The organism is Lentzea sp. NBC_00516, from assembly GCF_036346835.1.
Lineage (GTDB): Bacteria > Actinomycetota > Actinomycetes > Mycobacteriales > Pseudonocardiaceae > Lentzea > Lentzea sokolovensis.
The window spans coordinates 1,693,331-1,716,160 of sequence record NZ_CP107840.1; the positions used below are offsets into that span (position 1 = coordinate 1,693,331).

General features: G+C 70.9%; 20 protein-coding genes. 9 read left to right on the forward strand and 11 right to left on the reverse strand.

Translation table 11 applies throughout. The annotated features are described in order from the left end of the window. The first annotated feature begins 67 nt into the window (after positions 1–67). Positions 68–904, forward strand: coding sequence for a patatin-like phospholipase family protein (locus OG205_RS07520; RefSeq protein WP_330275513.1), 837 nt, complete (start codon positions 68–70; stop codon positions 902–904). On the opposite strand, the gene OG205_RS07525 is transcribed toward OG205_RS07520, so the two are convergent. The 3 genes from OG205_RS07525 to OG205_RS07535 are packed head-to-tail and all read right to left on the reverse strand — an operon-like array spanning position 894 to position 4,007. Then, entirely contained in the window at positions 894–1,745 is an 852-nt protein-coding gene (locus OG205_RS07525; protein ID WP_330275514.1) for a universal stress protein, read from the reverse strand. The two genes, OG205_RS07520 and OG205_RS07525, sit on opposite strands and share 11 nt — an antisense overlap. Then, on the reverse strand, positions 1,742–2,569 hold the full coding sequence (locus OG205_RS07530; RefSeq protein ID WP_330275515.1) for a class II glutamine amidotransferase: 828 nt from the start codon (positions 2,567–2,569) through the stop codon (positions 1,742–1,744). Before OG205_RS07530 ends, OG205_RS07525 begins: the two co-directional genes overlap by 4 nt. A 40-nt stretch (positions 2,570–2,609) precedes the next feature. Next, positions 2,610–4,007, reverse strand: coding sequence for a DUF2252 domain-containing protein (locus tag OG205_RS07535; protein ID WP_330275516.1), 1,398 nt, complete (start codon positions 4,005–4,007; stop codon positions 2,610–2,612). Between the two features lie 158 nt (positions 4,008–4,165). Between OG205_RS07535 and OG205_RS07540 the strand changes: the two genes are divergently transcribed. Genes OG205_RS07540 through OG205_RS07550 form a run of 3 tightly spaced genes read left to right on the forward strand, consistent with a single transcriptional unit; the run spans position 4,166 to position 7,409 of the window. Then, on the forward strand, positions 4,166–5,545 hold the full coding sequence (locus OG205_RS07540; protein ID WP_330275517.1) for an MFS transporter: 1,380 nt from the start codon (positions 4,166–4,168) through the stop codon (positions 5,543–5,545). Between the two features lie 5 nt (positions 5,546–5,550). Next, the gene (locus OG205_RS07545; protein ID WP_330275518.1) at positions 5,551–6,861 is read left to right on the forward strand and encodes a hypothetical protein; all 1,311 of its coding nucleotides are present in this window, start codon (positions 5,551–5,553) and stop codon (positions 6,859–6,861) included. Between the two features lie 29 nt (positions 6,862–6,890). Then, a complete protein-coding gene (locus tag OG205_RS07550; RefSeq protein WP_330275519.1) occupies positions 6,891–7,409 on the forward strand; it encodes a hypothetical protein in 519 nt (172 codons plus the stop codon). 163 nt (positions 7,410–7,572) lie between these two features. On the opposite strand, the gene OG205_RS07555 is transcribed toward OG205_RS07550, so the two are convergent. Then, complete coding sequence (locus OG205_RS07555) at positions 7,573–8,862, reverse strand: diacylglycerol/lipid kinase family protein (RefSeq protein ID WP_330275520.1); 1,290 nt, start codon at positions 8,860–8,862, stop codon at positions 7,573–7,575. 140 nt (positions 8,863–9,002) lie between these two features. Here OG205_RS07555 and OG205_RS07560 point away from each other — a divergent pair, with 140 nt between their 5' ends. Further along, positions 9,003–9,815 (forward strand): glutaminyl-peptide cyclotransferase, encoded by an 813-nt coding sequence (locus OG205_RS07560; protein ID WP_330275521.1) that lies wholly within the window; start codon positions 9,003–9,005, stop codon positions 9,813–9,815. A gap of 51 nt (positions 9,816–9,866) precedes the next feature. After that, complete coding sequence (locus OG205_RS07565) at positions 9,867–10,115, forward strand: hypothetical protein (RefSeq protein WP_330275522.1); 249 nt, start codon at positions 9,867–9,869, stop codon at positions 10,113–10,115. A gap of 111 nt (positions 10,116–10,226) precedes the next feature. Here OG205_RS07565 and OG205_RS07570 read toward each other — a convergent pair whose 3' ends face one another. Continuing rightward, positions 10,227–10,871 carry a dihydrofolate reductase family protein gene (locus OG205_RS07570; RefSeq protein ID WP_330275523.1) on the reverse strand — a complete coding sequence of 215 codons (645 nt, stop codon included), beginning with the start codon at positions 10,869–10,871 and terminating at the stop codon, positions 10,227–10,229. A 251-nt stretch (positions 10,872–11,122) separates the two neighbouring features. Between OG205_RS07570 and OG205_RS07575 the strand changes: the two genes are divergently transcribed. The 3 genes from OG205_RS07575 (at position 11,123) to OG205_RS07585 (ending at position 14,641) form a co-directional block, all read left to right on the forward strand. Then, positions 11,123–12,583: a M48 family metallopeptidase gene (locus tag OG205_RS07575; RefSeq protein WP_330275524.1), complete on the forward strand. Its 1,461-nt coding sequence runs from the start codon at positions 11,123–11,125 to the stop codon at positions 12,581–12,583. 12 nt (positions 12,584–12,595) lie between these two features. Beyond that, a complete protein-coding gene (locus OG205_RS07580; RefSeq protein WP_330275525.1) occupies positions 12,596–13,504 on the forward strand; it encodes a hypothetical protein in 909 nt (302 codons plus the stop codon). 645 nt (positions 13,505–14,149) lie between these two features. Continuing rightward, positions 14,150–14,641 (forward strand): carboxymuconolactone decarboxylase family protein, encoded by a 492-nt coding sequence (locus OG205_RS07585; protein WP_330275526.1) that lies wholly within the window; start codon positions 14,150–14,152, stop codon positions 14,639–14,641. Here OG205_RS07585 and OG205_RS07590 read toward each other — a convergent pair. The 6 genes from OG205_RS07590 to OG205_RS07615 are packed head-to-tail and all read right to left on the reverse strand — an operon-like array spanning position 14,621 to position 22,650. Then, positions 14,621–15,376 (reverse strand): aminotransferase class IV, encoded by a 756-nt coding sequence (locus OG205_RS07590; RefSeq protein WP_330275527.1) that lies wholly within the window; start codon positions 15,374–15,376, stop codon positions 14,621–14,623. The genes OG205_RS07585 and OG205_RS07590 overlap by 21 nt on opposite strands. Continuing rightward, positions 15,377–16,576: an FAD-dependent monooxygenase gene (locus OG205_RS07595; protein ID WP_330275528.1), complete on the reverse strand. Its 1,200-nt coding sequence runs from the start codon at positions 16,574–16,576 to the stop codon at positions 15,377–15,379. Then, positions 16,569–18,119, reverse strand: a complete 1,551-nt coding sequence (locus tag OG205_RS07600) for an AMP-binding protein (RefSeq protein WP_330275529.1) — start codon at positions 18,117–18,119, stop codon at positions 16,569–16,571. The genes OG205_RS07595 and OG205_RS07600 overlap by 8 nt, the downstream gene beginning before the upstream one ends. A gap of 18 nt (positions 18,120–18,137) precedes the next feature. Further along, a complete protein-coding gene (locus OG205_RS07605) occupies positions 18,138–19,607 on the reverse strand; it encodes an AMP-binding protein (protein ID WP_330275530.1) in 1,470 nt (489 codons plus the stop codon). Further along, positions 19,607–21,802, reverse strand: a complete 2,196-nt coding sequence (pabB, locus tag OG205_RS07610; protein WP_330275531.1) for an aminodeoxychorismate synthase component I — start codon at positions 21,800–21,802, stop codon at positions 19,607–19,609. Before pabB ends, OG205_RS07605 begins: the two co-directional genes overlap by 1 nt. Before the next feature lie 38 nt (positions 21,803–21,840). Continuing rightward, a complete protein-coding gene (locus tag OG205_RS07615; RefSeq protein WP_330275532.1) occupies positions 21,841–22,650 on the reverse strand; it encodes an antibiotic biosynthesis monooxygenase in 810 nt (269 codons plus the stop codon). Between the last annotated feature and the right edge of the window lie 180 nt (positions 22,651–22,830).

Genomic DNA, 22,830 nt, shown 5'->3' on the forward strand with positions numbered 1-22,830 from the left:
CGGCGCGGGTGGTTCGGCAGGGGACTGGCCCCTCGTGAGCCGCCCCGCCCGGCGGCAGAATGGCTCGATGAAGACCGCGTTCGTATTCGCTGGCGGCGGAAGTCTGGGCGCGGTCGAGGTGGGCATGCTCGCGGCGCTCGTCGGCGAGAGCATCCAGCCCGACTTGGTCGTCGGAACATCGGTTGGCGCGGTCAACGGTGTTTGGCACGCGGCCCACCCCGGCTCCGAGGGGGTCCGCACCCTCACGGATCTGTGGACGTCGTTGTCGCGCAAGGACGTCTTCCCGATCCGGCCGGTGCGCGGCCTCCTCGGTGTCTTCGGGCTGAGCGACCACCTCGTGCCCAGCACGGCGTTGCGTCGCCTGCTGCGGACCCACCTCTCCGGCATCACGCTCCAGAACACGCCGACGCCCGCGCACGTCGGCGCCACGGACGTGTTGTCCGGAGAGGAGGTGGTGCTCTCCGAAGGTGACGCGGTGGACGCGTTGATGGCCAGCACCGCGATTCCGGCGGTGTTCCCGCCGGTGTCGCTCGGCGGCCGGTACCTCATGGACGGTGGCGCGGTGAACAACAATCCCGTGTCGCACGCGGTGGCACTGGGCGCGGAACGGGTGTGGGTGCTGCCGACCGGGTACGCGTGCGACCTCGAAGAGCCGCCGCGCAGTGCTCTCGGCATGGCGCTGCACGCGTTGACGCTGCTGGTGAACCACCGGCTCGCGGTGGACGTCGAGCGCTACCGGGACGAGATCGACCTCCGCGTGGTGCCGCCGTTGTGCCCGCTCAGCGTGTCACCAGCCGACTTCAGCCGGTCCCGCGAGCTGATCGACGCCGCCCACCGGAGCACTCAGCAGTGGCTCGCGGCCGGTCGGCCGGAACGCGGCCTCCTGCACCCCGTCACCGGATGAGGCCCGCCCGCCGGTCCGCCGAGGTCACGATCACCAACGGGCACGGCGCGTGCGAGACGAGAGCCTGACTCGTCGAGCCGAGCAACATGCCGTCGAACCCGCCTCGGCCGTGGCTGCCCACCACCAGAAGCTGTGCCTCGGTGCCGTACCGCATGAGCGCCCGCACGGGGCGATCCCGTGGCAATGCGCGTTCCACCCGCACGTCGGGATACTGGGTCTGCCACCGGGCGAGCACCTCGCGCGCGTCGTCGTCGGCCTCGTCGCGGGCCGCGGCGAACCGTGCGGTGCGGTAGGCGCTCTCCACGGTGAAGCCAGGCCGGCACAGGACCACTGTGAGCCGGGCGGCGCGCAGAGAGGCGGCCGCGAACGCGAACGCCAGTGCGGCCTCGCTCGCCGCGGAACCGTCGTGCCCGACCACGATCGGGCCGTCGGTCGCCGCCAGGCCGCGCACGATCACCAGCGGGCACTTGCCGTGCGAGGCCAGTGCCGCCGCCGTCGAGCCGACCAGCAGGCCCCGGACGTTGCCGATGCCCTGCGCCCCGAGCACCAGGAGTCGCGCGTGCCGGGACTCCTCGATCAGCAGGGTCGTCGCGCCACCGCCGAGCGGTTCGGTCGTGATCTCCACGTCCGGTCCCGCGGCACGGGCGGCGGTGGCGGCCTCGGCCAGGCACGCCGCGACCCGCTCCTCGTCCGTCCCGGTGAGATGTTCTTGGGCGGGCACCGAGAACGCGTGCACCAGCCGCAGCGGTGCGTTGCGCCGGGCGCATTCGTCGGCGGCCCACATGGCCGCGGCGAGCGCGGACGACGAGCCGTCGACCCCGGCCACCACGGGTGCCGTCATCGGAGCGGTCCGAACGGGAGGAGTTCCTCGACGCCGCCCCGCGTGACGACACACGTCGACTCGGGCACCTCGCGCCAGGCGCCGCGCAGGTCGCCCAGCGGTTCCGACACCACGAGCCGCGTGTCGGGGGAGAGCCCGTGCAGGGTCGGGTTGTCCGGGTACTGCTGCCGCAGTGTCGTGATGTCGGTGCTGTGGAACAGGGTGCGCGAGCGGTGTTCGGTGGAGTAGCGGAACGCCCAGGTGGTCTCGCCGTCGGTCGTGGCGGCCGTCATCTGGAGCGGATGCGCGATGCCGTGGTTCCTGCCGATCGCCTCGACGAACGCGGCGGTGCGGGCGACGGCGATGGGTGGATCGTGCTCCAGGCCGAAGGTCAGCGCGAGGAAGAAGAGGATCTCCGAGTCGGTCGATCCCTCGATCTCGGCGTAGAGCGAGGGATCGACCACCAGCGAGAGTTCCCGGCGCACCAACGGGAAACCGGCGATGAGCCCGTTGTGCATCCACAGCCGGCGGCCGTGCCGGAACGGGTGGCAGTTGGTCTGCTGGACCGCCGTGCCGGTGGACGCGCGGACGTGCGCGAAGACGACGCCCGCCGTGGTCTGCGCGGACAGCTCCCGCAGGTTGCGGTCGTTCCAGGCGGGTTCGGTGCTCAGGAACAGACCTGGTTGCTGTGCGGTCGCGTACCAGCCGACCCCGAAGCCGTCACCGTTGGTGGTCTCCACTCCCATCCGCGAGTGCTTGCTCTGGGTGACGAGCGAGTTCGCCGGGACGTAGAGGAGTTCCTCCAGCAGAACGGGGGAACCGGAATACGCGAGCCATCGGCACATGTGGCCTCCTCAGAAGGAATTCGTTCCTGGCAAAGAGTCGTCAGAGTCCACTGTGGACCTCGAGGTGCCCGGCCCGCGCCGCCTCCGCGACGAGCCGGTGGTCCTGCTCGTTGCGATCGGCGTAGCGCTCGGCGAACTCGACGAGCGCGGCGTCGAACGTCCTGCCGTCGTCGAGGTACGCGGCCATCGCGATCCGGTCACCGGTGCGCGCGTGCGCTCGGGCCAACGTCCACCCGCACAACGCGCCGTACAGCCGCAGGCCTGCCGCGTCCATGGCCTCGACCGAGGCCGAGCCCTTCCAGTCGCGCAACTGCCGGACGTGGAAGTCCCTGGTGAGACCGTCGATGCCCTCAGCGGTCTCCCAGCCGAGGAAGATGTCACCGGCGGCCTGCATCAGCCGCTGCCCGGCCACGACCCGTTCGCCCTCGCTGCGGTGGGACGTGCGCACGCCGTCGGGCAGGTGGTCCGCGAGAACCGACCGCGACGCCTCTTTCACCTGCAGCAGCAACGGATCGTTCTCGTCCCGCCCGTACAGCAGCACGATCCAGCAGCGGGTCCCGACACTGCCGACGCCGACGACCTTGCGCGCCATGTCGACGAACCGGAACCCATTCATCAGATGACGCCGATCGGCGGACAGGGTGGTGGCGTAGCCGGCGAGCAGGTCCTGGATCAGGAACTCCAGGTCCGCGCGGTCCGCGTCGGGCATCAGGTGGCCGACCGGCACGAGCAGCGGCGGATCCGCCGTGATGCGACGGCATCCGTCGACGACGGAGGTCAGTTTGCGATAGGCCTGCAAGCTGTCCCGCGCACGGGCCTTCGCCTGCTGCTGCGCGAACCGGCGCTGCTTCGCCTTGTCCGCACGTGCTTTGAGCAGGATCTCGACCTCGTCGGCACCGGCATGGGCGTACCAGACCTCCAGGTCACCCTGTTGTGCGAAGCGGATCATCGCCGTCCGGTACCGGCCGACGGCGGCGCGCACGGCGGCGGCGCGTGCCTTGCGCCCCAGCCCGTTCTGCCGGCCGGCCACGGCGATGCTGGCCGCGAGGCGTTTGACGTCCCACTCGAACGGACCGGGCAGCGTCTCGTCGAAGTCGTTGAGGTCGAACACCAGTCGCCGCTCCGGGGAGGCGAAGACCCCGAAGTTGCTCACGTGCGCGTCGCCGCTGAGCTGGCAGGTCAGCCCGGCGAACGGCGTGGCCGCGAGGTCACCGGCCATCACCGCGGCCGCGCCGCGGAAGAACGCGAACGGCGAGGCCAGCATCCGTCCGTACCGGATCGGCACGAGCTCCGGCAGCCGCGTGGCGTCCTGCCCGGCGAGCACGTCCACCGGGTCGCGCCGGTCGGTGTCGGAGTTCAGTTCCGCGTGGGCGTCGAGCGGAACCTCCTTGCGGGCGGCCAGACCCGCGGCGACCCTCGCGGCCACTGAACCGGTCATCGCGCACCTCCCCGCAGACGGGACCGGCGGTTCCGGTCCACCTGCGACGCAACACCGCCGCGGTCGCCGGCACACCACCCGCCGCGGGGGAGCACCGGCGCGGCACCTCATCCGCGCCGCGTGAAGCGCTCGGGCCGTGACCGCTGGAGTCTGCGTGAGTGGACTCCAACGCCTTGCGCAGAGTGCTCGTGCCCCTCGCCCTCGCCCAGTTCATCTGCAGCTTCGCCGGCTCCAACATGAACGTGATGATCAACGACATCAGCCGGGACCTGGACACCACCGTCCAGGGCGTCCAGCTCGCGATCACGATCTTCCTACTGGTCATGGCGGCACTGATGATCCCCGGCGGCAAGCTGACCGACCGCTACGGCCGCAAGCGATGTCTCACCGCCGGTCTCGCCGTGTACGGCCTCGGCGCCGTGCTGAGCGCGTTCGCGCCCGGCCTGCCCGTCCTCATCGTCGGCAACTCGATCCTGGAGGGGGTCGGCACCGCGCTGCTGATCCCGCCCGTCTACATCCTGGCGACGATGCTGTTCACCGGCGTCACCTCGCGGGCCCGCGCCTTCGGCGTGATCAACGGCATGGCGGGCATCGGCGCGGCCACCGGGCCGTTGATCGGCGGGCTCATCACGACGGTGCTCAGCTGGCGGGTGGCCTTCCTGTTCCAGGCGCTGGTCGTCGTGGTGATCTTCGTGCTGAGCCGCCGGTACGTCCGGGACCCGCGGCCACCGGACCCGAGCCGCCCGTTCGACGTCCGCGGTGCGGTGCTGTCGTCGGTCGGGCTCGTCCTGATCGTGTCGGGCGTGCTGGCGGCGGACAACAACCTCTGGCTGATGCTGGGGCTGCTCGCCACCGGGGTCCTCACGCTCGTGTGGTTCTTCCACTCCGTGCGCGCCAAGGAACGCGCCGGTGTGGAACCGTTGCTGTCGACGGAGTTGTTCCGCAGCCGCACCTCGAACCTCGGCCTGGTCACGCAGAACGTGCAGTGGCTCGTGCTCATGGGCATCTCGTTCGTGGTCTCGGCGTACCTCCAGGTCGTGCGCGGCTACAACGCGATCGAGACCGGTCTGATCCTCACGGCCGCCACGGCGGGTGTGCTGCTCGCGTCCCTGTCGGCCGAACGTCTCGCACGCCGGCACGCCCAGCGCAGCCTCGTGCTGACCGGGTTCGCCGTGACGATCGGCGGCATCGCGCTCTTCCTCGCCCTGCTGGCCCTGTCGCCGCAGGCGTGGACGTTCCTGCCGGGGTTGTTCCTGATCGGGCTCGGCATCGGCGCGATGCTGACCCCGTCGGTGAACGTCGTGCAGTCGAGCTTCCCGGACGCGCTGCAGGGCGAGATCTCCGGTCTGTCCCGCAGTGTGTCCAACCTCGGCTCCTCACTCGGAGCGGCGATCGCGGGCACCATCCTCGTCGCCGGCATCACCAGGACACCCGAACGCTCCTACGCGCTGGCGTTGGTCGTGCTGGCGCTGATCGCACTCGGCGGCATGGTGGCGGCCGCGTTCCTGCCGCGGGCCGCGCAGAGCCAGGCGCGGTGACCGGGATGACGGACGAGCTGCCCCAGCTGCGGGCGCAGGTGTACGCGTTGCAGGCACGGCTGGATCGGCGCGAACGACGCGCGGCGACGGTCCGGATGCTCCGCCGGATCGCTGCTGCCGTGCTGATCGCGGTGACGGCGTTCGCGCTCGTGATGAGCGTCGTCGGCATCTGGAGCGCGCGCACCGCGCTCAACACCGACCGGTGGGTCGCCACGGTCGCGCCCCTGCCGAAGGACCCGGAGGTCGTCGCGGCGGTGGCGGACTTCGCGACCGTGAAGCTCTTCGAGGCCGTCGACGTCGAACAGCGGCTGCGGTCGGTGCTGCCCGAGGAGGCCGCGTTCGTCGCCGGGCCGTTGGCGAGCCAGCTGCACGCCCCGGTGCGTGCGACGGCCACCAAGGTCCTGGGCAGTGACCAGTTCCAGCGCGTCTGGACTGAGCTGAACCGCCGCGCCCACCAACGCGCGCTCGCCGTCGTCGAGGGCGACAGCGAGTTCGTGGCCGTCCACCAGGACCGGGTCGAGATCGACCTGCTGCCGTTGATCAACGAGGTGCTCCGGACGCTCAGCGCCCAGTTGCCCACCCTGTTCGGCAAGCAACTCTCGCTGCCCGATCTCAGCAGTGGGGAGATCCCCGCCGATCTGCGGGTCCGGGTGCAGGACTCGCTCGGCGTGATGCTGCCGGAGAACTTCGCGCGGTTCACCGTCTACGACTCGGGGCAGCTGTGGGCGGCCCAGCAGGCCGTGACGACGGCCAAGCGAGGCCTCGTCCTGTTCCTGCTCAGCACACTCGTGCTGCTCGTGCTCGCGTTGCTCGTTTCGCCCGATCGCCGGCGCACGTCGTTGCAGCTCGGCCTGTGGCTGGTGGTCGCCGCCGTGGCGGTCACGGCGGTGCTGCGCGCGGTCCGTGAACAGATCCTCCAGAAAGTGCCGGAGGGGCTCTACCGCGACGGTGCCGCGGACGTGCTGACGGCGGTCTTCAGCCAGCTGCGCACACGGGGCTGGCAGATGCTCTGGACGGGCGCGCTGCTCGCCCTGCTGATGTACGCGATCGGACCGGGCAGGGGACCGGTGTGGTTGCGCCACAGGACAGTCGAGGCCTGGGGCGCGATCAGCCGGGGCGGGCGGGCGCTCGTCGCACACGGTCCCGATTGGACCGCACGGCACCTCGACGCCGTGCGCGTGGGCGGAGTCGCCGTGGCTGTCGTGCTCGCGCTGCTGTTCTCGTCGTGGACGGCCCTGCTGTCGATCGTGGTGGTGCTGGCGGCCTACGAGCTGCTCGTGACCGTGTTCGCCCTGCGCTCCACCCGCACCGGATGACGTAACTGATCGAACAGAGGAGGAGTCGTATGGCCATCGGGCCGATCCAACTGATCGTGCTGGGCTTCACCCACCCGGACTTCCGCGGTGAGGTGATCGCCGAACTGGAGAAACTCCGCAGCACCGACACCGTCCGCGTGATCGACGCTCTGGCCGTCCACAAGGACCCCAAGGGCGCCATCGCGGTCGAGCACCTGAGCAACCTCTCGCCCGCGGAGGCGGTCGAGCTGGGCAGCAAGATCAGCGCGTTGCTCGGCCTCGGTGCGGCAGCGGGAGCCGAGTCGGTGCGGGAGAAAGGAGGCGTCCACCCGTTCAGCGACGCGGACGCGTGGGACGTGCTCGCCGAGATTCCCAACGACAGCGCGGCGGCGTTGCTGCTCATCGAGCACCACTGGGCCGTGCCGCTGCGCGACGCCGTGGCCCGCGCCCAGGGGTTCCGCGTCTCCGACGGCTTCATCAGTCCGCTCGACCTGATCGCGATCGGGCTGGTGAGCGCGGAGGAGGCACAGGAACTGCACGACCTGGAAACAGCAGGATCGACGCGGTGAGGAGGCAGACATGTTCGGTTCACGCCGCGTGGCCCGCCGCACCGCACGACGCACGGTGCGGCGAAGCGGAGGAGCTCCGGGAATGTTCAGGGCACGCCGGGTAGTCCGGCGCCGCTAGGGATGTGGCTGTCCTGAGCCGGTGGTACTGGCGGACGCCACCGACTCAGGACAGGGCCAGCTCGCGCAGGCGCGTCCAGTCGAGTTCCGGCCGTGCCCGCGGGACTCCAGGCCGGTGGCGCGGCACCCGTACCCGCAGCGCCCCCGGCCTGACCACGCACCGCACGGGAGCCGTCATCGTGACCGCCTCGCCGTCCACGCCGACCGGCAGCAACGGGGTGTCCGCCGTGATGACGACCTCCGTCGCGGTCCGCAGGACCACGGCGTCCGACCGCCGCCGGCCGCGCAACAGGCCGGCGGCTTCCGCCGCGTCGCGCACCGTCACCGCGAGCACGCCCAGCACGCCGCCGTCCAGTCGCGGCCTGCGCCCCAGCCCCGCCAGATCGCTTGAGCCGTAAGGGTTGTTGCTGACCAGCACCGCCTGCGCCCCGTCCAGCCGATCCCCGCCCGCCAGCACCCGCAGCGCCGCCGACCGAGGCCCGATCAGCAGGCCGGGCAACAGGTTCAGCGTCGTCCGCCTCTTGCCTTCGCGGTAGGCGGGGCTCCGCACCACCTCGGCGTACGCGCCGAACGACGCGTTGTTGACGAAGGTGCGGTCCCCGGCCACGCCGAGGTCGACCCGCACCTCGACGCCGTCGGTGAGCGCGTCGAGGCAGCGGCGGGGATCGTCGCGGTCCAGCCCGAGATCGAGCGCGAAGTGGTTGCGGGTGCCCGCCGAGATGACCATGAACGGCACCCCGCGGTCCGCCGCGATACCGGCCACAATCGCTTGCGTGCCATCACCTCCGGCCACCCCGAGCAGATCGGCGCCGTCGTCCAGAGCCTGCCGGGCGAGCGCGGCGACGTCCTGCGAGCCGTCGAGCACGCAGACCTCCGCGCCCAGCACCGTGGCCAGGTCGGGCAGCCCGAACCGCCCGACCTTCCCGTCGCCGGACCTCGGGTTCATGATCAGGTGCGGCCGCCGGGGCCGTGGCACCTCGAACTCGACCGGACCGCCGTTTGTGGCGAGCGCACGCCGTCCGCAGGCCACCGCGACGAACCACAGCAGGGCGCACACCACGACCACCCACGCCAACCGTGCCTGCACGTACAGGACGACCACGGTCAGCGGCACGAACACCACGAGCACACCGGCCAGCCACCGCACGAGACCGCGATGGGCGAGGAACCACCAGACACCCGCCAGCGCGAGCGCCGTTCCCGTCGCACCGACCAGCACCAGCCCGACACCGCCGCGCACCCCGGCCGCCACCAGCACGACCACGACGGCCGTTCCCGCGACCAGGAACGCGAGGCGGGCCGCCCAGCGTTGTTCCGGCGTTGTCACATCGGTCACGGCAACCTCCACAGTGGAATGTCCCTCCAGCGTGGCCGTACGGGACGCGGGCGGCCTCATCCCCGGCGGATGAACGGACCCGGCGGGCTCACCCACGACGGCGGAAGCGCCACCGTCAGCGCGGCACGACGATCGGTGCGGTGAAACCGTTGTGCGTCAACAAAGCCCTCTGCTCGGCGGCCGCGGCGCTGCTGGCCCTCACCGCCTGTGCGGCTCCCCACCCCGTCGCCCAGGTCACCTCGACGACCGCCAGTCCCGTGCCGATAGCCACGAAGTCCGCCTCACGCCACTTCCGCGCGCAGGTCCTCGCCCGTGTCCCCACCGACAGGGCCGACGCGCGCGGCCTCGAACTGGTCGGCGATCTGCTGGTGGAGAACACAGGCCCCGTGATCCGCACGGTGGCACCCGCCACCGGTGAGGTCCAGGCCCAGCGCACCGTGGCGCCGGGCAGTGGAACCGCGCTGACCCCGGCCGGCCTGTGGCACGCCGCCGTCCTGCTGGATCCGCGCTCACTGGCGGAACGACGCCGGGCCACGATCACAGACGAGGCCTGGGGACTGTGTTACGACGGAACGCACCTCGTGCAGTCCGACGGCACCACCACGCTGCTGCTGCGAGACCACGACACCGCCGAGCTGATCCGCGAACTTCGCATCGATGCTCGCGAATGGGGTGCCGCACGGCTCGGCGAACTCCACTGCACGAGCATCGACGGCCGCCCGCAGGTGTGGGCGGCCGTCGACGGCACGGATTGGATGATCCGCGTGGACCTCGCCTCGGGCACCGTCACCGCGGACGCCGACCTCACCGCCGTCACCGTCGCCGAAGTGCCGACGGGCCGCAACCAGGTGATCGGCGGCATCGCGGCGGTGCCGGGCGCGGCGGGGGAGTTGTGGCTCACCGGCAGGCACTACCACCACCGCTACCGGATCGGGCTGCTGCCCCGGCCGTGACACCCGAGGTCAGGACGCGAGCAGACCGAGCTGCCGCTGCCCGGGCCGCTCATGGCGTACGTGGTGAGCGAGATCGTCGAGCAGAACGCCGCGACCCTCCCGTTCGGCGCGGTGCAACTCGTCGTGAGGTGGATGTACGAGCTCACCCAGCCGGCGCGTCTCGGCCAGAGCGCGCTGGAACGTGTCGCGGAAGTGCACCCGCGCATCCTCGAAGAACACCCGGACCTGCTGGGAGGCGACGTCCACCAGGCCCGTCGAGGAACACCGCTCCGGACCGGCCCGACTACAACATCACGATGATCTCCGCCGAGGGGGCCGTGAACATGAACAACACCGGCTGGCTCTGGGAAGACAGCGCGGAGTAGCAGGCACGCGGACGGCGGCAGGCCGAGCCCCCGCCGTCCGCCTGCGTCACTTCCTCCAGAACAGGTGGTGCGTCACGCCGCTCGCACTGGGCACGACGTCGACGTGGAACCGGTCGAGCAACTCGTCCGGCGACTTCCACAACGCCACCCCGTGCCCGAGCTCGACCGGCGACACCGCGACGTGCAGCGTGTCGATGAGGTCGGCGTCGAGGAACGCGCGGATGGTGGTGGCGCCGCCGCCGATCCGGACGTCCTTGCCCTGCGCGGCCTTCTTGGCGAGCGCGAGGGCGTCGGCCGGGTCGCCGTTGACGAAGTGGAACGTCGTGTCGGAGAGCGTGAACGACGGCCGTTCGTGGTGCGTCAGCACGAAGACCGGAGTGTGGAACGGCGGCTCGTCGCCCCACCAGCCCTGCCAGTCGTGGTTCTGCCACGGGCCGCGGTGCGGGCTGAACTTGTTGGCGCCCATGATCTCCGCGCCGATGTTGTGCGCGAAGTCGCGGGTCAGGTAGTCGTCGAGGCCGCGGGTGCCACCGGGGTCGGTGCGATTGGGCCAGCTCGCCGTGGCACCCGCCCACGCGAACATGGTGCCGGGATCCGCGTGGCCGAACGGCCGGTCGAGGGTCTGGTCCTCACCGGCACCGAACCCGTCCCGCGACACGACGAAGTTCTGGACCTTCACCAGCTGGGTCATGGGCTTCCTTCCACTCTTGGTCGACGTGTTGACCACGGGGCCCGCGAGAACTCATCGGTCCCGGCCGGAAGATCATGCTCCTGTGCTGGACCCGCTGCCTCCCGGCAGCTTGAAGATGCCGTCCGGCGATGAGCGGGAGCGACTGACCGACGGCACGGGCTGATGCACGACTTTCGTGGGCACGCTCTCCGGTGGGACCGTCCATCGTGCACACTTCTCCCACCGCAGGGGTGCGGTGCTGGGGGGAAGTTATGCGTGCTGTCGTCGCGGTCGCGCTGCTCGTGGGGGTGTACGTCCTCGGGCTGGCGCTGATCGCCGGAATCGTGCTGGTCAACGTGCTGTTCTTCGTCAACGACCGGCCGATCGGCTTCATCTGGTCCGTCGTGATCGGCGGAATGCTGGCGTTCGCGCTGCTCAGCGGTCTGTTCACGATCGCGGGCACCTCGGACGACGAGGAGCGCGGCGAGTTGGTCGGCGAGGAGGACGAGCCCGAGCTGTGGGCGCTGGTCCGCAGGCTCGCCGACGAGGTCGGCACGCGTCCGCCGGACCGCGTCTTCATCGTGCCGGAGGCGAACGCCGCGGTGTCGCAGCGCACCAGACTGCTCGGCCTCGTCGCGACCACCCGCCGGATGTACGTGGGAGCACCGCTGCTCGCGTGCCTGACCGAGCGGCAGCTGAGCTTCGTCCTCACGCACGAGCTCGGCCACTACGGCAACCACGACACGAGGTTGACGGGTGTGGTGGTGGCCGGACGGGTCGCGTTGGTCCGCATGCTCACCAAGCTGAACAACCGCTCCTGGTACCACGCCGTGGTCGCCGTGATGTTCGCGTACTACGCGAAGCTCTACTTCGCTGTCACCGCGTCCCTGTCGCGTCAGCAGGAGCTCGCCGCTGACGCGACGGCCACCCGGATCGCCGGGACCGAGGCCGCGGTGACCGCTCTGCGGGAGCTCCCGGTGGTCGAAGCCGCCTGGACCCTGTTCCACGACAGGCACTTCCGCCCGGCCTGGGAGGCGGGGTTCCTGCCGACGACGATCTTCGACGCGTTCGCGGGGCTGCGCGGCTCGCCGGAGCTGCACGCCTACCTCGACGAGGTCAGGCAGAACCCGCCCGAGCGCGTGCTCGGCCGCTACGACTCACACCCGCCGCTGCCGGAGCGGATCGCCGCTGTCACCGCGATGGCCGTGCCGAGCAGGGGCCCCGACCGGCCGGCCGGTGCACTGCTCGCCAACAACGGCGCGGTGATGGACAAGACCCTGGTCAGCCCCCTGGTCGAGGAGCTCGGCGTGAAGAGGCGCGTCGACTGGGCGACGTTGTCGCAGACCGCGGTCCGCGCCACGCGGGTGGACCGGTCGCGGCGGTTGGTGCGGGTCGGCGGAGGCTCGCTCGGCGCCGTTCTCGACCTAATCGACGAGGGCAGGCTGTCCTCGTTGCTCCGCACCGACGTCCGGCCCGGCAGCGGAACGTCGGGGCCGAGAGTGCGGCGCGAGTTCGCCCGCGGCCTGCTGATCACGGAGCTGACCGCGCTCGTCGAGCTCACCTTCGCCGACCAGCACCAGGCGCGCTGGGAGTCCGACTGGCTCGGCACCACGACGTTCCACGGCCCCGATCTCACCGCCGAGATCGAACGGGCCACCGACGACAGGGGCTCCACGGAAGGTCTGCGCGCGGCGCTCGCCGGACTCCGCGTCGACCAGGTCCCGACCCGCTAGGAGAACGACGCAGTGGTGCTCGATCCGACCAGACATGCAGATCCGGAACGCTGGGGCCTGGTCCCGGACGTGTACGTCCGCGACTTCCTCCCCGAGGAGGACCCGGTGCTGGCTCGCGCGATCACGGCCGCCTCCCGCGGTCGGTGGCAGCAGGCCGCGGACGCGATGAAGACCACCTGGGGCGACTGGGACGACCGCGCCCGCGTGACCCTGGCGCTGGCCCGTGAAGGCGCGCGCACCGACGAGTGGTTGAACAACTGGCGCGACGAGCAGCCGGACCGGGACCTGGCTGTGCTCGACGCCGCCGCGTGGGTGCTGGTGGCGAAGGAGATCCGCGGCGAGAGCGACGAGCAGGATCACGTGGACGGCTTCCACCGCGTGCTGCGCCGGGCCGAACGGGCGGCACGACACACGGCAGAGCTCGCCCCGCAGGACCCGACGCCGTGGTGGACGCTGGTCCAGGTCGCCGGCGGTCTCTCGTTCGACCAGGCACGCTTCGCCGAGATCTGGCACGAGCTCCTCATCCGCGCGCCGCGGCACCGTGCCGCTCACGAGGCCGCCCTGGAGTACTGGGCGGGGCAGTCGTCCGACGTGCTGCTCGACTTCGCGGCGAACGCAGGCCCCGCGCTGGTCCTGCGGGCGGCGTTCCTGCTGGAGGACGACGATCCACTCATCTGGCGCACGGCACTCGTGGCCGACGCGGTGGAGCAACTCCTTGCCGAGGAAGAGCTTTCGAACGACGACCGCGGCCACCTGGTCCTCGCGCTGTACGACCACAACCGCTTCGCCGAGGCGATCGAGCAGTTCCGGGCCCTCGGCAGCCGGGCGGACGGCGCACCGTGGAGCCGCTTCGAGGACCCGAAGGGCACGTTCCTGGAGTACCGCTCGAACTCGTGCCGGAAGGCCGCGCTCAAGAGCTAGTCGAGCAACGCCCCGCGCCGACCAGCCGCCCTCGATCGATTCGAACGTGATCGGTCCGTCCCAGTTCTGCGCGGTGGGGCTCGAACCGGGACACCGGACGAACCCCGAACTCTGCGACATACCGGGGTCCTCCGTTTCGAGGAACGAGCATCCCCGGCTCTTGAACCTGGTCCTGAACGAGTAGAGGCCGACCGTGGTCCCCCGGTGCCAGGGCTGCCGTCGGAACGGCTCTCCAACGCCGCCCGGTGCAACGGAAACAGCGCACGGCCGACCAGGTCACCGGACGCGGCCGCCCAGCTCGTCGCGAACAGGGCGGGGACGAGCATCAACGGCCACCACTGCCGAACGGGCCTGCCGAGGTGCCGCGCGCCGGCCATCAGCCACAGCGCCCCCGCCACCGGACACGACGCGGACCGCCAACCGGACATGCCGCACCCCGTTCGTCGATCATGAGGACGCCGCACCGGCACGGAGGTTGCGGCGGGCCGCTACGGATCCAACAGCGGATCGTGGTCCCAGGGTGTCCCACCACAATGGACTGTCTTTGGATTGCAGGGCTCAGAGCGCAACGTCCACAGTGGAAGAAGCGAATAATTCCGTTGTGCGACAACGTTAATAGGGGTGTAAGTCCGCTAGTGTCGAGGCATGTCAACCACTACGAGTGAGCCGCGGGTGAACCTGAAGTCGATCACCCCGGAAGTGTCCACGGCGATGCGGGCGCTGCACGTCGCTGCCGCGGACTCCGCGGCGCGGGCCGGGTTGCCCGCTCTGCTGCTGGACCTGTTGCGCCTGCGCGTCTCGCAGATCAACGGGTGCGAGTTCTGCATCGAACTGCATGCCCGCGACGCCAGGACCGGCGGCGAGGCGGCGCAGCGCCTGGACGCGCTGAGCGCCTGGCCGGAGTCCACGTTGTTCGACTCGCGGGAGAAGACCGCCCTCCTGGTGGCCGAGGCGATCACCCTGGTGCACGACGGCCGGGTGCCGGACGAGGTGTACCTGGCCGCCACCACAGAGTTCGGTGAGGACGGGACCGCCGCGCTGATCTGGGTCTGCACCGTCATCAACGCCTACAACCGCATCGCGATCAGCACTCGCATGGTTCCCCCGCCGTCTCAGTCATCGGCGACCTCCAGCTGACGTGGCGGAGAGCGGGTTCAGCGGCGTGCGCAGCCGTTCGACCCGCTCCCGCCACGGCGTGAAGTGCCTGCCGCTGCCGGGAGTCGTGTCGCAGCCGATCCACCTGGTCACCAGGCGGATGCCGTGCAGGGCGTTGAGCAGCCACACCTCCCGGCCTGTCAGGTCGTCGACGCGGCGGGCCCGTCGCGCTGTCCGGATTCCCCGTGCGGCAGCCAGATCCCGCACCAGTCCGGCGGTCGTTCCTGGCAGCGCTGGTATCTCCTCTGGCGGTGAGCACAGCACGTCGTCCTCCCACCACAGCACGGACGAGGTCGCGGCTTCGACCACGATGCCGTCCGCTGTCCGCAGCAGCGCCTCCTGGGCGCCGTGGCTCTCCGCCTCGGCACGCAGGCTGGTCAGCGCGTGGAGGTCCGGCCCCTTGCAAGCCGGGCTGCGCCGGCGATCGGGCGCGTCCGGCACCCACACCCGGACGTGCTCGCCGCGCGCAGGTGCCGGGCGGAGCCGCAGTCGCAACGATGGCGGGTCGCCCGCGAGTTCCACTCGCGGGAACCACGCGCCGGTGTGAGGCAAGGCGGAGATCGTCTCGCGCCAGAACCGGTCCAGTTCCTCCGCTGTGACGACGCCGAGTTCCAGACAGGACCGGGTGAACCTGCCGACGTGCCGGTCCAGCGACCGCACCGATCCGTCCAGCACCAGCAGGGAATCGGCCACCAGCAGGGGAGCGTCCTCAGCCATTCAGTGCCTCACCATCGGCACACGCGGGCCGTAAGGGGCGTGTTCCAGCCACTCGCCGAATCTCGGCACCACGGGCGCCAGCCGCGCCGCCGCGCCGCGCCGCAGCCGGGCCGCCGCGGTGGGCGGTCGCAGGTGGCGCAGGGCGGCGCCCGCGGCGGCGCTGTTGACCTCTGCCGCCGCTCGCCTCGCCGTGGCGAACTCGGCGACGGCGCCGGCGTTCACTTCGGGGGTACGACGCCCTGAAACGATGGCGTCCGCAGCTGCCCGTGCGTCGGCGAAGCCGCTGTTCATGCCACGTGCGCCGAAAGGTGGGAACAGGTGAGCGGCCTCTCCGGCGAGCAGGATCCGGTGGTGCGGGTCGGTGAAGTCATCGGCGATCAGTTGCAGGAACCGGTACACCGAGATCGCGGTGATGCGCTCGGTCGGTGTCGGCCCGATCAACGCGGGCAGCCACCGCCGCACCTCCTGCCGCGAGGCGAGGAGGTCCGAATCGTCCCCTGCCCGGCTCTGCACGTCGACCTGGAAGCCGTTCGCGTAGGGGACGACGAGCACGCCTCGGCCGTCCGCGGCGGGATGCTCGTAGTGCATCACCCGTTCCAGGCTCGGTGTGCCGCCGGGCTCGTCGGCGATGTCGACGACCACGTGAAAGCCGTCCGCGGCCGAGCCGTCCAACGCGGTGCCGGTGCACCTGCGCACGGTCGACCTGGCGCCGTCGGCTCCCACGACGTGGCTTCCTGACCAGGTCGTGCCATCAGCGGTGGCGACGGTGACGCCGCCGGAGTGAGTGACTACCTCGGTGACGGGATGGTTCCACCGCACGTCCACGCCTGCCCGTTCACAGGCCTGGAGCAGGACGCGCTCGGTCTCGCTCTGCCGCAGGCTGGTGAACGGGGGCAGGCCGCGGGTGGCGTCGTGCGGCGGGAACTCCCGCGCGTACACCTGCCGCCCGCGGTACAGGGTGCGGCGGACGTTCCACAGCACGCCCTGCGTCGCGAGCTCCGAGCCCAGCCCTGGGCTGGCGGATTCCAGCAGTGACAACGACTTTCCATGAACGTAGAGGGCGCGGCTGCCGGCGCGGTGCCGGTCGGCGGGGTCCGCTTCGAGCAGGACGACGGGCACCTGGTGGGCGCGCAGGGCCAGTGCTGCGAAGAGCCCGACCGGACCGGCGCCCACGACGACCACCGGTGCCTCGTCAGCCATGGGCGACCGCGCTGTCCGCGGTGGCGATCAACTGTGCGAGCGCGACGCGTTTGATCTTCCACGTCGACGTCCTCGGCAGGTCGTCGAACGCCCACTGCCGCGGTGCGTCCAGGGCCGGCAGGTCGGCCGTCGCACGCCGCCAGCGGTCCGGTGCCAGTGGCGCACCGCTGCGGGTGCACACCACGGGCACCGGAACGCCGCCCGCGCCGGGAACCACGACCACCTCGCGCAGTTCGCCGAGCCGGGACATCAGCACGTCCTCGATCCGGAGGTTGCTGTCCACGTCCTCGATCTGGTCGATCTCGCGGTCGATCAGGTGCAGGCCGCCCCACCAGCTGCGCGTGCCCATGTCGCCCATGCGCCACCAGTTTCCGTTGAGCTGCGCGTCGAACCTGTCCTGAGCCCCCTGGTAGGTGACGATCCGCCCGCGGGTGCGCGCCTCGATGTGCCCGACCGTCCCGCGCGGCACCGATGCGCCGGCGTCGTCGGTGATCCTGACCTTGGTGAAACCCGGGATGCCTGTACCCACCAGGCGTCCGTTGCCGCGGGCCGCACCTCGTTCGGTGAACACGCGCATGGCGACCGGCCCGGTCTCGCTCTGCCCGTAGAGCTGCATGAGGTACTTCCCACGTCGCCGCGAGGCACCGAGCAACCGCTGCACGGTGCGCGGGTGGATGGCGTCGAAGGTGCTGCCGAAGCAGCGGACGTCCCGCAGCGGTGCTCCGGGGGCGTCCGCCAGGTCCTCCCACAACACGAACGTGTTGGGGTGCGTCTCCACGACCCCCGGCCGCCACCGCGCCAGCAGTGGCCCGACCGAGGCGGGGTCGTGGTCCACCAGCAGGAGCAGGCGGCTTCCGCCGGACAGGAACGTGCCGAGCGCGTGGTAGAAGCGCGAGTGGACGAAGGACATGCAGAAGGCCGCCGTCTCCCCGCGCACGGGCAGCGCCATGATCTTCTGCGGCACCAACCGGTTCCACAGCGCGCGAGCGCAGTGCACGGCGAGCTTGGGCACGTCGGTCGTGCCCGAGCTGTGCGTGATCATCGCGGGCTCGTCGGGATGCAGCCGGACCGGCGTGGCGCGTCCGGTCACCTCCAGACCGGCAAGCGCGCTGACGAGGACGCGGTCGCCGGTCAGTCCGGAGATGTGCGGCGTCAGCCCGGACAGCGTCGCTTCGTCGGTGACCAGCAGCGGGCGGTCGAGCCGGCCGAGCAGGATTCTCACCGCAGTGGCGTCGAGGCCGGATGACAACAGGACGGGCACCGCACCGAGACGCGACACGGCACAGGCGAGCAGCGCGATGTCCACGTTGTCGCGCTTGTGGATCGCGACGTGGCTCGCGGGCCGGACCCCGGTGGCCCACAGCCGATCGGCAAGGCGGTCCACCAGATCGGCGAGTGAGCGGTAAGTGTGCCGCAACCCGTCGCCGGGAGCCACGTCCAGGGGACGGTCGAGGACGACCGGTACCGCGCCGTGGCGCACCGCGGCCTCGCGGAACATCTGTCCGATGTAGAAGCCGCTACCGGAGAAAAGCTTTTGCTGCAAGGGAAACTCCTTACTCGGCTACCAGGATCCGGTGCGCACGACATGCCGGCGCAACTTGCCGGTGGCGGTCCTCGGCAGCTCACGTACGAGCCGTACGGTGCGGGGGACCTTGAACGAGGGGAGCCGGGACCTGGTCCAGGTGATCAGTTCTTCCTCGAGCCCCGGTGTCCGTTGTGCGGGAACGACGAACGCCCGCAGGCGTGAGGCGTCGTGATGGTCGAGAACAGCGGCCACGGCGGCTTCACGCACCAGCGGATGTGCCGCCAGCACGCCCTCGATCTCCTGCGGGGACAGGGAGATCCCACCGACCATCTCCATGTCGTCGGTGCGGCCGAGATGGCTCAGCGTGCCGTCCGGGTTGTGGCGAACCCGGTCGTGGGTCGTCAGCCAGCCGTCGACCAGCGTGCTCCGCGTGAGCTCCGGCTGGTTGAGGTAGTGGGAGAACAGCGCCGGGCCGCGCACCCACAGCTCACCGTCGGCCTCGGCGGGGAAGCCTTGCTCGTCCCGCACCTGCACCTCCCAGCCGGGTACGGGACGGCCCAGCGTGCCGGGGGTGTTGTCGCCGATCCCGTTGGCGCAGAACGCGTGTCCGGCCTCGGTGGAGCCGATCTGCTCCAGCATCTCGATCCCCAGTTCGTCGCGCAGCCGTGCGCCGAGCGCCCGCGGCAGCGGTTCGCCGGCGGACACCGCGGCACGCAGGCAGGCCAGCGCACCACGCGTGTCGGCGGACGCCAGTGCCGTGTAGGAGGACGGCACGGAGTACAGGAGGTTCACCCGATGCCGGGCCACCAGGTCGAGAACCTCTTCCGCGCCGGGCCGGTGCGGTGTGAGCACCGCGGACGAACCCGAGTGCAACGGGAACACCAGCGCGTTGCCGAAGCCGTACGCCCAGAACATCTTCGACACCGAGAGCGCGATGTCGCCGATACCGATGCGCAGGACGTCGCGTCCCACCGACATGCCGTACAGGGCGAGGTCCTTGTGCGAGTGGACCACGCCCTTGGGCCGGCCTGTGGTGCCGGAGGTGTACTGCACGTAGAGCGGGCTCGTCGCGGTGACCTCGGCGGCAGGTCCGGTCGTGGTGGTCCAGGCCTGGTCGAGCAAGTGGTCGACGTCGATCCACCGGCAGCCGGAGAAGCGGTCCTCCAGCGCCGCGTCCGTCACGCAGGCACGGGCATCGCAGTCCGCGAGCAGCAGTTGATGGTCGGCCGCGGTGAGTTCCGGGTTCACCAGCACGGCCACCGCGCCCACGCGGGCGATCGCGAGGAAGGCGACGACCCACGCGGCACCGTCCGGTGCGGCCAGCAGCACGTGGTCACCCCGGCCGATGCCGTGCTCGTGCAGCACTCCCGCCGCCCCTCCGGCGAGGTCGTGAACCTGGCCGTGCGTCCACACCTCGTCGCCCACCAGGTACGCGGGCCGGGACGACCAGCCGGAACGATCGGCGCGTGTCGCCAGTGCCAGGGCCGCGTTGCGGTTTCGGTTCATCAGCCTGCCTCCACCTCTGCGCCGCGAGTGGCGGCCCGGCGGCGGCGCGCGTGCCTGCCCCGCCGGTGGACGCGTGGCTCGGCGGGCAGCACGGCGGCGGGTTGGTGTGCGCCGGAGCTCCAGTACGCCCGCATCGGCGCGGCCAGCTTCAGCAGCATCTCCTGGTACTCCGCGTCGGGATCGGAATCCAGCACGACCGCCCCGCCCGCGCCGATCCGCACCCGTCCGTTGGCGAAGACCGCGGTGCGGATGACGATGCTCAGGTCGGCGGATCCGTTGCAGCTCAAGAAACCCAGCGCGCCGGAGTACACGCCCCGCGCGCTCGGCTCGAGGTCGTCGATGATCTCCATCGTGCGTTCCTTGGGAGCTCCGGTCATCGACCCGCCGGGGAAACAGGCGCGCACGCAGTCCAGCGCGTCCAGCTCCGGCCTCAGCTCGCCCCGCACCGTCGACACGAGCTGGTGCACGGTCCGGTACGTGCGAGTCGCCATCAGCTCCGGCACCCGCACGGTGCCCACCTGGCACACCCGCCCCAGGTCGTTGCGCAGCAGGTCGACGATCATCAGGTTCTCCGCGCGCGTCTTCGGGTCCTCGGCCAGGCCGTCGCGCAGCGCGGCGTCCTGTTCGGGGGTCACGCCGCGTGCGGCCGTGCCTTTGATCGGCTCGGCCTGCACGACGCCGTCGGCGCCGACCCGGAGGAACCGCTCCGGCGAGGAACTGGCCACGTCGACCTCGCCGAAGCGCAGGTAGGCGGAGTACGGCGCCGGGTTGACCCGGCGCAGCGCCCGGTAGTAGTCGGCGGACGCGCACGTCGCGGGCAGTTCCACCGCCGTGGTCAGGCAGATCTCGTAGCTCTCGCCCGCGCGCAGTTGTTCCTGGCAGGCAACGACGTCGAGGCGATAGTCCTCCGCCTCACGCAGCAGCCAGCGCTCGGTGATCTCCACAGCGTCGTCGTCCGGAACCGGCGGCCCGGCGGGCGGTGCCTGGTGCGACGACAGCGAGGAGAGGAAGGCGGACGTGGCGTCGAGCCACGCGGTGGCCTCCTCGTGGGCCGATCGCGTGTCCTCGGCAAGGCAGAGCAGATGTGCCGTGTGCTCCTGGTGGTCGATGACGACGACGCGGTCGGCGAACAACCAGGCCGCGTCCGGGGTGCTGCTGCGGTGGGCGGCCCGGCCACCGAGCGCCGCCTTGAGCTCGTAGCCGAAGTACCCGACCCAGCCGCAGGTGAAGTCGAACGGAAGGTCCTGCGGCGGGTGTGCGCGATCGGCCAGACGGTCCCGCAGGTAGGCGAAGACGTCGTCGCGCAGCCTGGTCGCCGGTCGGCCCGCGCGCTCCACCGTCACCACGCCCGCACGCACGTCGTAGCTGCAGTACTCGGCGAGCGGACCGGTGTCGTCGCCGAGATAGGAGAACCGCGCGCCACGCTCGCCCGCTCCTGTGCCGTCCAGCCAGAACGCGCGTTCCGATGCCGAATGCAGTTCCGCGAACACCTGCTCGGGATCGACGACCCCGTGGTGCACGGCGGTGTGCAACCGATGGCTGGTGTGCCTGACGGGCGCCTCGATCGCGTGGTCCGCCGATGTGCCGGCAGTGCCGCGCACGGTGATGGACGGCCTCGCCACCTCGGAGAGCCGGCGGAAGTTGGCCAGCAGCCGGGATCCCCACTCGGTGAGGATCGACTCGGGGTGGAACTGCACTCCCCAGTGCGGGCGCGACAGGTGGCGCAGCCCCATCAGCACGCCGTCCTCCGCCCACGCGGTGGCCTCCAGGTCGGGCGGTAGCGGTTCGCGCACGCACAACGAGTGGTAGCGCACCGCCGTGAACCCCTGGGGAATGCCCTCGAACAGGTCCTGACCGTCGTGCGTGACCGCGGTCGGGTGGCCGTGGCGGGCCCGTGGCGCCAGCCCGATCTGCGCGCCCGCCTGGAACCCGAGCCCCTGGTGGCCGAGGCACACCCCGAGCACCGGCAGCACGTCCTGGTTCAGGAACCTGGTCGATCCGGCGAGGTCCCGGCTCCGGCCCGGTCGCCCGGGACCGGGGGAGATCACCACGTTGTCCACCTCGCCGAACGACAACCTGGCCAGCTCCGGGTCGTCGTTGCTCAGCACGAGGGGGTCTTCCCCGTTCACGCTCGCGACGAGGTGGAACAGGTTGTAGGTGTACGAGTCGTGGTTGTCGATCAGAAGGGTCCGCACTGAATACGCTCCGGTGCTCGGGGGTCGGCGGCGACGGTTCAGCGGCGACGCGGGCGAGACTGCTGCCCGCCGGGGAAGGTCGCCGGGGCGGCGTGCTGTGACCGCGATGCTCTGGGTGGTCGTGAGCCCTGCCGGGCTCCGTTGTCTGCCGGCGCGGCCAGGGGCCGGAGGCCGTGTGAGATCGAAGTGGGCGCGTCGACGGCATCAAGCCGGCCGGTGTCAGGTCTGTCGGTATCGGGGGAGCCGGCGACCGGAGAGCCGGGCGTGGCACCGCCCGGCGCCGCCACGGGGACGGTGCCCCGGCGCAACCACGGGCCGAGCACCTTCATCACCTGCGGCATGAGCACCCAGGTCATCAGCCCCGTCACGCACACGCACAGAACGAACGTGCGCGCCAGGAGCGGCAGGCCCGTCACGCGCGGAATGACGGTGACGTTGACCAGCAACACCGCGGGGAACACGCCGGTCAAGGTCACCAGCGCTGTCTTCCACCGCGGTGGAGGGCTCGGCGGTGTGGCGCCCGGCGGTGCCTGCGTGGGTGGCGGCGGATCGACGCGGGTGGCGAAGCGCCCGACGTACTCGCGCCAGGTCGCGTGAGACCGCGAACGGCTCCACTCACCGGCGCTCTCCGCGCTGTCGAACCAGCAGACGACCAGCCAGGTCGCCGAATCTCCCGGCGCTTTCTCCATTCTCCCGCCGAGATACCCCTGTGATCTGGATGCCGCGCCGAGCAGGCCCTTTACCGACGTCGCGAAACTCGCCATCCTGCCCGGCTTCACCCGGTGTGTGCTGATGACGACGTCTGCTTTTCCGTCGTACGTCGGATCAGTCGCGTGAGTGGAAGGCATCGAGTGATCCCTTCGGTGCGACATGAAAGGCGTACAAAGATTCATACGGGCGCAGGTAGTTGTGGGTTCAACCGAAGTTGCGGCCGCTGGATCTCACGTCGATCACACATCGGCAGGCGGAGTATCGGCAGCCCGCCTGCTCTGGAAGTTGGTAAATCCATTGTGGATAAATGCTGTGTA